Genomic DNA, 12,861 nt, shown 5'->3' with positions numbered 1-12,861 from the left:
CGCGGTCGCTCGCTGTGGGAAACCGAGGGATCTCTTCGTCACACACCGGGGCCCAGTTGCACACCGGGCGCACCGTGTCGGGGCGCACTACTGTCGACGACATGAGCGACGTAACCGCAACGGCACCGTGGAAAGCTCTGGAAGACCATCGCGACCGGCTCGAATCGGTGTCGCTGCGGCAGTTGTTCACCACCGAACCCGACAGGGTCTCGGCGTTGACGGTCCCTGCCGGGGATCTGGTGATCGATTTCAGCAAGCAACGCCTCGACACCCCGGTCGTGCAGGCCCTGCTCGAGCTCGCCGACACCGCGGGGATCGCCGCGGCTCGGGAGGCGATGCTCTCGGGTGCGCACATCAACGTCACCGAGGATCGGGCGGTGCTGCACACCGCCCTGCGTCTGCCCCGCGATGCGCAGTTGATCGTCGACGGGGTCGATGTCGTCGCCGATGTCCATGCCGTGCTCGACCGGATGGGCGAGTTCACCGACCGCCTCCGCAGCGGCGACTGGCGCGGCGCCACCGGGCAGCAGATCACCACGGTGGTCAACATCGGCATCGGCGGCTCCGATCTCGGCCCGGCGATGGTCACCCGCGCACTGCGGCGCTTCCACGACGGGCCGGCGACGCGGTTCGTCTCCAACGTCGACCCCGCCGATCTGACCGCGGCGCTGGCCGACCTGGACCCGGCGACGACCGTGTTCATCGTCGCGTCGAAGACGTTTTCCACCCTCGAAACCCTCTCCAACGCCACCGCCGCCCGCCGCTGGCTCGTCGACGCCCTCGGTGAAGACGCCGTGGCGAAGCATTTCGTCGCGGTGTCGACGCACACCGAGCGGGTGGTCGAGTTCGGTATCGACCCGGCGAACATGTTCGAGTTCTGGGACTGGGTCGGCGGCCGTTATTCGGTCGGCTCGGCGATCGGGCTGGCGGTGATGTGCGCCATCGGACGCGAGCGGTTCGCCGAGTTCCTCACCGGCATGCACACCATCGACACCCACTTCGCCACCACCGCCCCGGCACAGAACGCACCGTTGCTGGCGGGGGTGATCGGGGTGTGGAATGCGAGCATCCTCGGTTATCGGTCGCGCGCGGTGGTGCCCTATGCGCAGGATCTGGCGCGGCTGCCGGCCTATCTGCAGCAGCTGACCATGGAATCGAACGGCAAATCCGTGCGCGCCGACGGCACACCGGTGGTGTGTCCGACCGGGGAGGTGTTCTGGGGTGAGCCCGGCACCAACGGTCAGCACGCCTTCTTCCAGCTGCTGCACCAGGGCACCGAGATCGTCCCCGTCGACTTCCTCGGCCTGGCCCGTAGCGGCGACGACCTGCCCGCCCGCGACGGGCAGACCAGCATGCAGGTGTTGTTGCTGGCGAACATGTTCGCCCAGGCCAAAGTGTTGGCCTTCGGGCGTGATGCCGACGAGGTCCGTGCCGACGGCGTCGACGAGGCGTTGGTGGCGCACAAGGTGATGCCCGGGGATCGGCCGTCGACGACGATCCTCGCCCCGGAACTGACCCCGTCGGTGGTCGGGCAGATCATCGCCTTCTACGAACATCAGACCTTCGTCCAAGGCGTCGTGTGGGGGATCGACTCGTTCGACCAGTGGGGCGTCGAACTCGGCAAGACCCAGGCCACCGCCCTGCAGACGGTGCTCGCCGGCGACGAGATCCCCGACACCGGCGACGCGTCCACCGACCACCTGATCGAGGTCTACCGCACCCTGCGCGACGGAGCCTGACCGCATCCTGCTCGAGAGATCAAGCAGCCTTCGGATCGGACCAGGCCGTGGTGGTCCGGACCCGTCCGTGCGTGTCGACGAGACGCGCCGGCAGGTCGTACTGTTCGAGCCACGACAGGGCTCCGATGCCCCGCTGCAACGCCGTCGCCGCGGCCGCATGAGCCCACACCGCGTCGGGAGCGATGACGCTGACGAGACGCCACCGCTCGGGGTCGACGACGTCGCTGGTGTGCGACGCCATCGCCGATCCGGCAGGCAGTTCGACCGAGCCCCGGTCCGGGAGCGGCACCTGCCATCCCCCGGCAGGCGCGTGCCCCGCGGTGGCCATCACGTCGCCGATGCGCACGAGCGCCCCGCATTCGAGCAGATTCGCGACGAGCGCCGCGGAGTAGTCGACGGTGTCGGCCACGGCCGTCGCGCCGAGTTCGAGACTCACCCCGAAAGGAGCGAGCACGATGTCTCCGTCGATCTGCACGTCGCGGTAGGTGGGGATGGGATGGATCGGCGGGATGGCTCCGGCATCGACGGAGGCGTCGTCGGAGTCGACCGGGGTGATGGTCCCGCCCGTCATGCGGGCCGCCCACAGCGCCGACCGCACCATCGATGCCAGTCGGGGGCTCATCGTGACCGGAGTGCCCTGCGCGAGGTTGACGGAGTGGATCTCGGCGTCGCCCCGGCGGCTGTCGCTCACCGCCTCGGATTCGGCGACGACGCCGCGCACGATCATGCGGGCACGGTGCAGTGCATGCGGCTCGGTCACCGCGAGTGCGATCTGCCGACCCCACTCCCACCATTCGTTGCTGCCGATCATGACGGGCTCCACCCGTAGTCGATTCCTCGCAGGACGTACTCCAGTATGCCCTCGACCTGAGACGGGTGACAGCGCCGCAGGATCGGACCCGCCCTCGTCAGACCCGGTCGAGGATCGCGGCGGTGTCCACGCCGGTCGGCAGTGTGCCCATCGCGATGCCCCAGTCGTCGTCGAGCCGACTGCGGCAGAACGCCTCCGCGACGGCGGGATGTCCGTGCCGGACGAGCTGCGCGCCCTGCAGGGCCAGGGCCATGAGCTCCACGACCCGCCGTGCCCGGTACTCGGCGTCCTCGAGGTCGGCGAGTTCCTTGCCGATCCGAGCGATGGCCGAATCGAGCCGCGGATCGGCACCTTCCGCAAGCCTGACCTCGGTGAAGAACGCCTCGACGGTGTCGGGTTGCCGCGCCATTGCACGCAGCGCGTCGAGTGCCGCGACGTTGCCGGATCCTTCCCAGATCGACATGAGCGGCGACTCGCGATAGAGCCGCGGCATGCCCGATTCCTCGGCGTAGCCGTTGCCGCCGAGGCATTCGAGGGCTTCGGCGGCGACCGCGGGTGCCCGCTTGCACACCCAGTACTTGGTGACGGCCAGCGCGATGCGGCGCAGGGCGGCCTCCTGCTCGTCCCCGGCGGCGCGGTCGGTGGCCCCGGCCAGACGCATCATCATCGTCGTCGCGGCATCGGACTCGACGACGAGATCGGAGAGGACGTTGCGCATGAGCGGCTGGTCGACGAGCAACGCGCCGAACGCCTTCCGGTGACGGGCATGGTGAACCGCGCGCAACGTCGCGATCCGCATGTTCACGGCCGAGCCGATGACACAGTCGAGTCGCGTCATGTTCACCATCTCGATGATGGTGTTGATGCCGCGACCTTCCGGGCCGACGAGCCAGCCGATCGCGTTCTCGTACTCGATCTCGGAGGAGGCGTTCGACTTGTTGCCGAGCTTGTCCTTCAGCCGCTGGATGCGGATGGCGTTGCGGGTGCCGTCGGGCAGGACGCGCGGGAGCAGGAAGCACGACGGTCCGTGCTCGGTCTGCGCGAGCGTGAGGAACAGGTCGGACATCGGCGCGGACGTGAACCACTTGTGCCCGACGATCGTGTACGAACCGTCGGCGTTGGGGGTCGCGGTGGTGGTGTTGGCGCGGACGTCGGAACCGCCCTGCTTCTCGGTCATCGACATCCCGGCGATCAGGCCACGTTTCGTGGAGGGTTCGCGCAGCCCGAAGTCGTAGTGCGGCGCGGCCAGCAGCGGCTCGTAGCGCTCGGCGAGTTCGGCGTTGTGGCGCAGCGCCGGGATCGCGGCGTAGGTCATCGAGATCGGGCACATGTGCCCGGCATCGGTATGGCCCCACACGTAGAACTTCGCGGCACGGGCAACGTGCGCGCCGGGACGCGGGTCGCGCCAGGGTGCCGCGTGCAGGCCGTTCTCGACGGCGACGGTCATCAGGTCGTGCCAGTGCGGATGGAACTCGACCTCGTCGACGCGGTGGCCGTAGCGGTCGTGGGTGTGCAGCACGGGCGGATACTCGTTGACGAGCCGCCCCCAGTCCTGGGCACGGGCGGTGCCGGCGAGGGCGCCGAGTTCGCGGACCTCGTCCTCGGCCCAACTCGCCCCTTCGCGGCGCAGTCCTTCGAGGAGGGCGGGGTCGTCGGCGGCCCCGTAGGGCTCGAGGTCCGGTACCTGGTTGAACACTTCGTGGGTGGCGGGGAAATTCACGGCTTCACTCCTGAGTCGTTCCGGAAGGCAGATGCCCCGCCGCTCGCAGTACGAGGACGACGAGGTCGGGGACGGTGGATCCGGCCGCGCTGTCTCGAAGGCGACCGTCGGCCGCACTGTCTCGAAGGCGACCGTCGGCCGCACTGTCTCGAAGGCGACCGTCGGCCGCGCCGGGGAGGCGACCGGTGAGCACCTCACCGACAGCCCCGACGAGCGCCGCGGCGGTGAGCTCGACGTCCTGTTCGGGGAATTCACCGGTCTCGACGCCGTGGCGCACGGCGTTCGCGAAGGCCGCTGCGAAGGCGCGGCGCAACACGAGTCGTTCGGCGTCGACCGCGGCGTCGACCGGTTCGGCGAGCAGGGCGTAGGCGAGGGTGGGATTGCGCAGCGCACGGCGGGAGAAGGTGTCGACCACCGCGGTCACCCGGTCGGCACCGGATCCGGTTGCGGCCGCGGACGTCACGGCCTCGACCTCCCGCTCGCACAGTTCCCGGAAGATCCGCACCATGAGATCGGACTTGTCGACGTAGTGCCGGTAGACGCTGCCGGTGGCGACGCCGGCCCGTTCGGCGACCGCCGAGACGGACAGTCCGCTGTATCCGCGTTCGCTGAGCAGAGTCACGGCGGCAGCGGCGATCGCCTCGCGCTGCGCGTCGAGTCGCTCCTGCACTGCGGGTGTCCGCCGGTACGCCACACCAAGGATTGAACCTCGGTTCAGTGCTTCGGTCAACGGTCGGCGCTACGGTCGGGATTGTGAATCGCCTGAGCGTCGTGGACGAGATGTTCCTCCACCGCCACAAAGGAACCGGCCTGCCGTCGGTGATGCAGGGTCTGTGGCGCACCGACGAGACCGTGGACGCGACCCTGTTGCTGTCCCTGCACGACGTGCTGTCCGAAGGCCCGCTCGGTCGCCGTGTGGTCCGTCCCCGGGTTCCCGGTGCACGCCCCCGCTTCGAACCCAACACGCACGTCCATCCACTGCGCTATCCCGCGACCCCCATCCCCGACGACGAGCTCCTCGCCTGGGCCGACGAGCACGCGAACGTGGACGTCGATCCCGAGCTCGGTCCCGGCTGGGCGGTCGCCGCGACCCGACTCACGAGCGGCGGCACCGCACTGTCGATCGTGTGCTCGCACGTCCTGACCGACGCGCGGGGATTCGTCCGCGCGGTCGCCGACGCGCTCGCCGACCGGCCGCGACGACCCGACCCCGGTCGCCAATCCGACCTACGCGATGCGATGCAGTTGTTCCGGAAGGTCGGCAGCGGGCTGCGCCGCGTGAAGTACACACCTCGCACGGAGAAACCGCCCGCGCCGCAGACGGTGCACTCGCGACCGCGCACCGCGCTCGTCGACGTCGACGCGGCGCAGTGGAAGGCCGTCGCGGCCGCGGAGGACGGCAGCCCGAACGCCCTGCTGCTCGCCGTGTCCGCCGGTGTCGCCCGGCGCGCCCGCATCCCGTTCCCCGTGCGCATCTCCGTTCCGGTCGACGACCGGAAGGAGGGAACCGTCTCCAACGGCGTGTCGATGGTGGGGATCACCGTCGACGACGGCGACACGCTCGCCTCCATCCGGGCCCGCGCCGCGCACGCCTATTCGCAGCCGCGGGAGGGCGCGCCGCACAACATGCCGGCCGAGATCCTGCAACTCCTCCCCGACCGGATCGCCGCCCGCGTCGCGCGCGGTGCCGGTGAGCGGGACCTGTTGTGTTCCAACATCGGCGCGGTGCCCCGCGAGCTCACCACGCTGGGCCCGTACCGCACCACCGGGATCGCGATGCGCGCTATGCACCCGGGACTCGACACCCGGCCGGCCCGCACCACGACCCGCCTGTCGGTCTACGCCTGCCACACCGACGAGCGGTACACACTCGCGTTCGTCGCCCTCGACGAGGAGCGCTTCCCCGACACCGCGACGCTGCGCACCTACGTACGGGCAGAGCTCGCGGGCCGAGGCCTCGAGCCCCACTTCTGGTGACGTCGACGGTGGACACGGCGGCTACCGTGACGCCCCGTCACGTACAGTGCGGAGCATGACGCCCGAGACCCACGTCACATTCGCCGACGGAACCGTCCGCGGCACCCGGCTCGGCGACCTCCTCGCCTGGCGCGGCATTCCCTACGCCGCTCCCCCGGTGGGCCCGCTGCGGCTGCGGGCGCCGCAACCGGTCGAGCCCTGGACGGGAGTGCGCGATGCGACGCAGTTCGGAAACGCCGCCCCGCAGCGTCCGCGCTACGCCGAGACCGGTCGTCGCGGGGTGCGAGTGCGTCCCGACGAGGACTGTCTGACCCTCAACGTGCTCGCCCCCGCCGGTCGGGTCCATGCGCCGCGACCGGTCATGGTGTTCATCCACGGCGGCGCCTTCACCCTCGGCACGAGTGCCCTGTCGGTCTACGGCGGCGAGTCGCTGGTCCGACGCGGCGACGTAGTCTACGTGTCGATCAACTACCGCCTCGGAGCGCTCGGCTATCTCGACTTCGGGTCCTTCTCCACCGATTCGGTCCGATTCGATTCCAATCTCGGTCTGCGCGACCAGGTGGCGGCACTCGAATGGGTCCAGCGCAACATCGCGGCCTTCGGCGGCGACCCCGACAACGTGACGATCTTCGGCGAGTCCGCCGGCGGCACCTCGGTGACGACCCTGCTCGCGACGCCCGCCGCGCGCGGACTGTTCTCCGCCGCGATCGCACAGAGCCCGGCGCCGAATCTCGTCGTCACCTCCGACCGCTCGGCCGAATGGGGCCGGAAGTTCGTCGAACTGCTCGGTGCCGACCCGGATACCGCCGCGCAGGCGCTGCTCGACACCTCCCCCGTCGAACTCGGGCGGGTGGGATCGCGCCTCAGGGCGCAGGTACTGCGCGCGACTCCCGGTCTGCATCCCTTCGGCCCGGTCGTCGACGGCGATTTCGTTCCGCTCCAACCGCTCGAGGCGTACGAGACGGGCGCGGCGCATCCCGTTCCGCTCGTGCTCGGGACGAACGACCGCGAAGGTGCACTGTTCCCGAAGTTCCTCGACGCGCTGCCGACGAACCCTCGGCGGATCGACGCACTGTTCGCCGCGACCGATCCCGAGGCGAAGGATCGCATCACGGGGATCTATCCGGGATATCCGGACGAGCGTGCCGCGATCGATCTCGGCGGCGACCTCACCTTCTGGTATCCGTCCGTGCAGTTCGCGCAGGCACATTCGCGTTTCGCGCCGACCTTCATGTACCGCTTCGATCTCGCGCCGCGAGTGCTGCGCTGGACGGGCTTCGATGCGACGCACGCGGTGGAGTTGCTCGCGGTCTTCGACCAGACCGACGAACCGCTCGGCCGGGCGCTCACGGCACTCGGTGGGCGACGCGGCCTGCGGACGGCCGCCGGGGCGATGCAGCGCCAGTGGCTGAACGTGGCCCGGCACGGTGAACCACTGCCGTCGTGGCCACCCTACGACGAGAAGGACCGCGCGACAGTGATTTTCGACGAGGTCACGCGCATCGAGCACGATCCGCGTCGCGAGCGCCGCCTCGCGTGGGAGGGCTACCGCGGGTACGCCGCTCCGGCACCTGTTCAGTAAGCGCCGCTTCTCGACGCGCGCAATGAGCGTCGCTACTCGGCGCGTGCAGTGAGCAACGCTACTTGGCGACGGTGAGCAGGAAGGCGACGTCCTCGATGGCGCTGACGCTGTGCCGGGCCGGCGGGATGATGATCATGTCGCCCGCCGAACCCTTCCACACGTCGTTGCCGGCGACGAGCTGGAGCTGACCCGACAGCACCTGCAGGGTCGCCTCGCCGGGGCTGTCGTGCTCGCCGAGTTCGTGGCCGGCGAGCAACGCGACGACGGTCTGCCGCAGGTGCTTGGTATGCCCACCGAAAACCGTCTGGGAGCTGCGTCCGCTGCTGGACGTAGCTGCGAGTTTGAGCTGCTGCCGTGCCAGGGCGGTCAACGAGAGCTTGTCCATGTACCGCAGTATCGCTCAGATGCCGCCGCGAGAACTCAGCTTCGCGCGTACCGGATCCAGCGGAACCTGATTCCCTTGGTGGACGTCATCCATTCCCCGGGTTCCGCCACCCACTCGGGCCCGATCGGAGGTGCGGTCGCATCTCCTACGACGTCGAGGTCGACCTCGGTCACGAGCAGCCGAGTCGCGAACGGCATCGCCTGCGCGTAGATCTGACCCCCGCCCATCACGACGACCTCGTCCTCACCGGCGAGCGTCAACGCGTCCTCGAGGCTCATCGCGGTCTCGGCGTCCTCGGCCGACCACTCGACGTTTCGGGTGACGACGATGTTCCGGCGTCCCGGCAGCGGCCGGAATCCGACCGGGAGCGAGTCCCAGGTGAGCCGGCCCATGATCACCGGCTTGCCCATCGTGGCGTCCTTGAAGAACGCCATGTCCTCGGGGATGTGCCATGGGATGGTGTTCTCCCGGCCGATCACACCGCCGCGTGCCTGAGCCCAGACGAGGGTGACATCCCCCATCAGACGGCCACCGGCGCCTTGATCGCCGGGTGGTGCCGGTAGCCGACGACCTCGACGTCCTCGTAGCGGTAGTCGAAGATCGAGTCGCGCGGGTGCAGCTTCAGCGTCGGGTAGGGATACGGCTCGCGGGTGAGCTGTTCGGTGACCTGCTCGATATGGTTCGAGTAGATGTGGCAGTCGCCGCCGGTCCAGATGAACTCTCCCGGCTCGAGTCCGGTCTGCTGCGCGACCATGTGGGTGAGCAGCGCGTAGCTGGCGATGTTGAACGGCACGCCGAGGAACATGTCGGCGCTGCGCTGGTAGAGCTGGCAGCTGAGCTTGCCGTCGGCCACGTAGAACTGGAAGAAGGCGTGGCACGGCATCAGTGCCATCCGGTCGAGCTCGGCCACGTTCCACGCCGAGACGAGGATGCGCCGCGAGTCGGGGTTGCTGCGGAGGGTCTCGATCACCTGGCTGATCTGGTCGATGTGCTGCCCGTCGGGGGTCGGCCACGAGCGCCACTGCACGCCGTAGACCGGGCCGAGATCGCCGTCGGGTGCGGCCCACTCGTCCCAGATCGTCACGCCGTGCTCCTGCAGCCACTTGACGTTGGAGTCGCCGCGCAGGAACCACAGCAGTTCGTAGACGATGGACTTCAGGTGCACCTTCTTCGTGGTGATCAGCGGGAAGCCCTCGGACAGATCGAAGCGCATCTGGTGGCCGAACAGGCTCCGCGTGCCGGTTCCGGTACGGTCGGCCTTCTCCGCGCCGGTCTCGAGGATCAGGCGCAGCAGGTCTTCGTAGGGCGTCGACACAGTCACGAGCGCAGTCTATCGGTGACGTGATGGTGTCCGTCGCCACCCGCGAACGGCCCGGCGACCGTAGCCTGTTCCCATGCCCGAGCTCCCCGAGGTGGAAGCACTTGCGGTGTTCCTGCGCGAGCACGCGGTCGGCAGCGTCGTCGGACGCATCGACGTCGCGGCGCTGAGCGTGCTGCAGACGGCCGACCCGCCGATCACGGCACTGCAGGGACGCGACATCGCCGGAGCGGCGCGCTTCGGCAAGTTCCTCGCGATCGAGTGCTCCGGGCTGCATCTGATCACGCACCTGTCGCGCGGCGGCTGGTTGCGCTGGCTCGACGAACCGTCGCAGACTCCCCCGAAACTCGGTCGCGGTCCGCTCGCCCTCCGCGTGCACCTGTTCGCCCCCGACGCGACGACACCGGCCTTCGATCTCACCGAGGCCGGCACGAAGAAGCGCCTCGCGGTCTGGGTCGTCGACGATCCGCAGCAGGTGCCGGGCATCGCCCGTCTCGGCCCCGACGCGCTCGCCCTCACCCGCGACGAGTTCGCCGAGCTCCTGACCGACAGCACGTCGCGTCTCAAGACGCTGCTCACCGACCAGAAGGTTCTCGCGGGCATCGGCAACGCCTACTCCGACGAGATCCTGCACGTCGCGCAGCAGTCGCCGTTCGCGACCGCCGGCAAGCTCACCGACGACGAGGTGACCGCGCTGTACGGGGCGATGCGGTCGGTGCTCACCGACGCCGTCACCCGCTCGGTCGGGCAGGACGCGGCGCGCCTCAAGGGAGAGAAACGGTCGGGGCTGCGCGTGCACGGGCGTACCGACGAGCCGTGCCCGGTGTGCGGCGACACCGTCCGCGAGGTCTCCTACACCGACCGTTCGTTCCAGTACTGCCCCACCTGCCAGACCGGAGGGAAGGTCCTCGCCGACCGGCGGATGTCCCGCCTGCTGAAGTAGCGTGCGCGCCGTGCAGGCCCGTCCCCGTCTCCGCGAAGAAGTCCGCACCCTCGCACCGGGTTACTTCGCCTTCGTCATGGCCGGCGGCATCGTCTCCATCGGCCTCCATCTCCGGGGTTTCCACTTCGCATCGGCCGCGCTGCTGATCGTGTCCGTGATCGGATACGCGACGCTCGTGGCCATGTCGGTGTGGCGGTTCCTCGCGTTCCGCGACGAGGTCCGCGCCGATCTCGCCGATTCCGGACGGGCGTTCGGCTTCTTCACCTTCGTCGCGGGCAGCAACGTGCTCGGCGTACGGCTGATGATGGACGGCCGGCATTCCACCGCGGCGGTGCTGCTCGCCGGCGCGGCGGCGACCTGGCTGGTACTGGGATATGTCGTCCCATGGACCGCCGTGCTCGGCACGGCGGAGCGTCCCGTCCTCGCGAAGGCCAACGGGACGTGGTTCATCTGGGTCGTCGCCAGCGAATCGGTGGCCATCGCCGCGGCCACGCTCCAGCCCGTCTACCGGGAACTGGACCGACTCCTCGCCGCCGTCGCGGTGTTCACCTGGGGTGTGGGCCTGTTCCTGTACGCGGCGGCGGGCATCTTCGTCGCGGCGCGGATGTTGCAGTACCCGCTGCGTCCCACCGATCTGACCGCACCGTACTGGGTGTCGATGGGAGCGTGCTCGATCATCGTCGTGGCGGGCTCACGCATCGTCGAGATGGACGACGCCCCGATGGTGGACGCGACCCGCGGACTGATCGCGGGCCTCGCCGTCGTCATCTGGGCCTTCGCGACGTGGCTGTTGCCGCCTCTCGTCGCGGCCGGTTGGTGGCGTCACCGCGTCCATCGGGTGCCGCTGACCTACGACTCGTCCCTGTGGTCGATCGTCTTCCCGCTCGGCATGTACGCGGTCGCGGGGATGTATCTGGGTCGCGCCGACGATCTGCCGCTGGTCGGGGCGATCGGTGCCGCCGAATTGTGGGTCGCGGTGGCGGCCTGGGTCGTGGTGTTCGCCGCGATGCTGCACCGCATGTGGGTCCGGCTCACGCGGCCGGTCGAGCGCGACCGACCGTGACCGCCCGCGCGCGGGCACGCCCCATCTCGCCGTACCAGCGGACGGCGAGCACTACGGCCAGGGCCACACCGACCGCGTCGCCGCCGTAGTACATCAGCTGGGCACCCGCCTGCAGATCGGACGCGGCGAACATCGTGCCGGGAGGTGACTGCGCGTACAGCGTCTTCGCCAGCACCGCATGGACCGCGCCGGCCACGAGCAACACCACCGCGAGATGCGGGAGACCGTATCGGCGGCGGAGCGGATCGAGGCGGCAGATCGCGACGGTGAACAGCATCCCGGCGGCGAAGACGTGCACGTGGACCACGGTCGCGACGAGCGTGTCGTCGTGCATCGCAGCGAACAGCGGCGTCCGGTAGAGCACCCACAGCCCACCCATGTCCAGCACGGCCGCGACCGCCGGCGCCGTGAGCAGTGCGGCCGGTCGCGAATGCAGCACGGTGAGCAGACCCGCGCGTGCACCTCCCACCGGGACGGTCCTCAGCAGCAGCGTCACCGGCCGCCCCAGCACGATCAGCAGGGGTCCGACCATCCCGACGAGCAGATGTCCGGCCATGTGCGCGGTGAACGGACCACCGGGCAGAGGAAGCACTGCCGCGGCAGCGACAGCACCGGCGCCCGCGGCGACACTCGCGTCACGCCACCACGGCCACGCGTCGCCACGTCGACGCAACCGCACGGCCGCCCCGATGTACAGCGCGACCCCCAGAACCGCCACCAGCAGGACGACGAGTGCGAGTGCTCCCGGTCCCGTGTGCGTCGGATGATCGTGCACCGAGGGCTCCTATTCGTCCGAGAGCCCGGTGGTGCGCACGCTCCGCCGCGCCGACCACCACAGGAGCGCACCGGCGACGAGGAAGACGAGAGCCCCTGCGATCCAGGCCAGGTCGTAGGGCCACACGTCGACGTCGTAGCGGATCTGGTGAACGCGGAACACCTTGTGGTTCACCAGCCCGTCGAACAACTGGAATGCACCGGCTCCCATGAGCAGCGCGGCCCAGAAGTGTCGTACCGCCAGGGCATGCCTGCGGCGCACATCCGCGAGCAACGCGAATCCCGCTACGAGAACGAGCAACTCGGCCGTGTGCAGCAGGCCGTCGGAGGCGAGACCGACCGCGGGTGTGGAGCGATCGTAGAAATGGTGCCAGCCGAGAATCTGGTGGAAGACGATCTCGTCGATCGCAGCCATGAGCGCCGCGCCGAGGAGGGCACCGCTGATCGCGGAGTGCCGCACCGAGATTCCGCCGCGTGTGTCTCCGGGTCGTGTCGCTCCGGTCATCGCTCCTTCACCCTGTCGTCCGAAGGACTCCGTCAGGGAATACG

13 protein-coding genes are annotated in these 12,861 nt (G+C 69.5%); 5 read left to right on the top strand and 8 right to left on the bottom strand.

Annotated features, from left to right (window positions below; all coding sequences use genetic code 11):
* Positions 1 to 101 precede the first annotated feature (101 nt).
* Complete coding sequence (gene pgi / locus NVV99_RS06985; RefSeq protein ID WP_024103167.1) at positions 102 to 1,739, top strand: glucose-6-phosphate isomerase; 1,638 nt, start codon at positions 102 to 104, stop codon at positions 1,737 to 1,739.
* A gap of 19 nt (positions 1,740 to 1,758) precedes the next feature.
* Here the strand turns inward: pgi and NVV99_RS06980 are convergent, their stop codons facing one another.
* From NVV99_RS06980 to NVV99_RS06970, 3 genes are all read right to left on the bottom strand, one after another.
* Entirely contained in the window at positions 1,759 to 2,550 is a 792-nt protein-coding gene (locus NVV99_RS06980) for an FAD:protein FMN transferase (RefSeq protein WP_024103166.1), read from the bottom strand.
* 97 nt (positions 2,551 to 2,647) lie between these two features.
* On the bottom strand, positions 2,648 to 4,270 hold the full coding sequence (locus tag NVV99_RS06975) for an acyl-CoA dehydrogenase family protein (protein WP_024103165.1): 1,623 nt from the start codon (positions 4,268 to 4,270) through the stop codon (positions 2,648 to 2,650).
* A gap of 4 nt (positions 4,271 to 4,274) precedes the next feature.
* Complete coding sequence (locus NVV99_RS06970) at positions 4,275 to 4,964, bottom strand: TetR/AcrR family transcriptional regulator (RefSeq protein ID WP_248689632.1); 690 nt, start codon at positions 4,962 to 4,964, stop codon at positions 4,275 to 4,277.
* A 59-nt stretch (positions 4,965 to 5,023) separates the two neighbouring features.
* Between NVV99_RS06970 and NVV99_RS06965 the strand changes: the two genes are divergently transcribed.
* Together NVV99_RS06965 and NVV99_RS06960 are read left to right on the top strand one after the other, a co-directional pair.
* Positions 5,024 to 6,247, top strand: coding sequence for a hypothetical protein (locus tag NVV99_RS06965; protein WP_255027856.1), 1,224 nt, complete (start codon positions 5,024 to 5,026; stop codon positions 6,245 to 6,247).
* A 55-nt stretch (positions 6,248 to 6,302) separates the two neighbouring features.
* Positions 6,303 to 7,829, top strand: a complete 1,527-nt coding sequence (locus NVV99_RS06960) for a carboxylesterase/lipase family protein (protein ID WP_260782774.1) — start codon at positions 6,303 to 6,305, stop codon at positions 7,827 to 7,829.
* Between the two features lie 58 nt (positions 7,830 to 7,887).
* On the opposite strand, the gene NVV99_RS06955 is transcribed toward NVV99_RS06960, so the two are convergent.
* From NVV99_RS06955 to NVV99_RS06945, 3 genes are read right to left on the bottom strand one after another with little or no spacing between them, the layout of a single operon-like run.
* The gene (locus NVV99_RS06955) at positions 7,888 to 8,214 is read right to left on the bottom strand and encodes a cupin domain-containing protein (protein WP_024103161.1); all 327 of its coding nucleotides are present in this window, start codon (positions 8,212 to 8,214) and stop codon (positions 7,888 to 7,890) included.
* A gap of 35 nt (positions 8,215 to 8,249) precedes the next feature.
* A complete protein-coding gene (locus NVV99_RS06950; RefSeq protein ID WP_064257676.1) occupies positions 8,250 to 8,735 on the bottom strand; it encodes a dihydrofolate reductase in 486 nt (161 codons plus the stop codon).
* Positions 8,735 to 9,535, bottom strand: coding sequence for a thymidylate synthase (locus NVV99_RS06945; RefSeq protein ID WP_160873843.1), 801 nt, complete (start codon positions 9,533 to 9,535; stop codon positions 8,735 to 8,737). Before NVV99_RS06945 ends, NVV99_RS06950 begins: the two co-directional genes overlap by 1 nt.
* A gap of 73 nt (positions 9,536 to 9,608) precedes the next feature.
* On the opposite strand from NVV99_RS06945, the gene NVV99_RS06940 reads away from it, so the two are divergent.
* Together NVV99_RS06940 and NVV99_RS06935 are read left to right on the top strand one after the other, a co-directional pair.
* Positions 9,609 to 10,475, top strand: a complete 867-nt coding sequence (locus NVV99_RS06940; RefSeq protein ID WP_260782773.1) for an Fpg/Nei family DNA glycosylase — start codon at positions 9,609 to 9,611, stop codon at positions 10,473 to 10,475.
* A gap of 1 nt (position 10,476) precedes the next feature.
* Positions 10,477 to 11,538, top strand: coding sequence for a tellurite resistance/C4-dicarboxylate transporter family protein (locus NVV99_RS06935; protein WP_260782772.1), 1,062 nt, complete (start codon positions 10,477 to 10,479; stop codon positions 11,536 to 11,538).
* Here NVV99_RS06935 and NVV99_RS06930 read toward each other — a convergent pair.
* Together NVV99_RS06930 and NVV99_RS06925 are read right to left on the bottom strand one after the other, a co-directional pair.
* Complete coding sequence (locus NVV99_RS06930) at positions 11,507 to 12,313, bottom strand: cytochrome c oxidase assembly protein (protein WP_260782771.1); 807 nt, start codon at positions 12,311 to 12,313, stop codon at positions 11,507 to 11,509. The genes NVV99_RS06935 and NVV99_RS06930 overlap by 32 nt on opposite strands.
* A 9-nt stretch (positions 12,314 to 12,322) precedes the next feature.
* The gene (locus NVV99_RS06925) at positions 12,323 to 12,817 is read right to left on the bottom strand and encodes a DUF2243 domain-containing protein (protein WP_024103156.1); all 495 of its coding nucleotides are present in this window, start codon (positions 12,815 to 12,817) and stop codon (positions 12,323 to 12,325) included.
* Between the last annotated feature and the right edge of the window lie 44 nt (positions 12,818 to 12,861).

Origin of the sequence: Rhodococcus sp. PAE-6 (assembly GCF_025290685.1) — a bacterium.
Lineage (GTDB): Bacteria > Actinomycetota > Actinomycetes > Mycobacteriales > Mycobacteriaceae > Rhodococcus > Rhodococcus pyridinivorans.
Note: the sequence above shows the minus strand (reverse complement) of the source record. Positions and strands in the feature narration are given on the sequence as shown.

Excerpts from the sequence above, each read along its gene's own strand:
- NVV99_RS06960 (WP_260782774.1), top strand. The coding sequence starts at position 6,303 with ATGACGCCCGAGACCCACGTCACATTCGCCGACGGAACCGTCCGCGGC.
- pgi (WP_024103167.1), top strand. The coding sequence starts at position 102 with ATGAGCGACGTAACCGCAACGGCACCGTGGAAAGCTCTGGAAGACCAT.
- NVV99_RS06950 (WP_064257676.1), bottom strand. The coding sequence starts at position 8,735 with ATGGGGGATGTCACCCTCGTCTGGGCTCAGGCACGCGGCGGTGTGATC.
- NVV99_RS06925 (WP_024103156.1), bottom strand. The coding sequence starts at position 12,817 with ATGACCGGAGCGACACGACCCGGAGACACACGCGGCGGAATCTCGGTG.
- NVV99_RS06955 (WP_024103161.1), bottom strand. The coding sequence starts at position 8,214 with ATGGACAAGCTCTCGTTGACCGCCCTGGCACGGCAGCAGCTCAAACTC.
- NVV99_RS06980 (WP_024103166.1), bottom strand. The coding sequence starts at position 2,550 with ATGATCGGCAGCAACGAATGGTGGGAGTGGGGTCGGCAGATCGCACTC.
- NVV99_RS06940 (WP_260782773.1), top strand. The coding sequence starts at position 9,609 with ATGCCCGAGCTCCCCGAGGTGGAAGCACTTGCGGTGTTCCTGCGCGAG.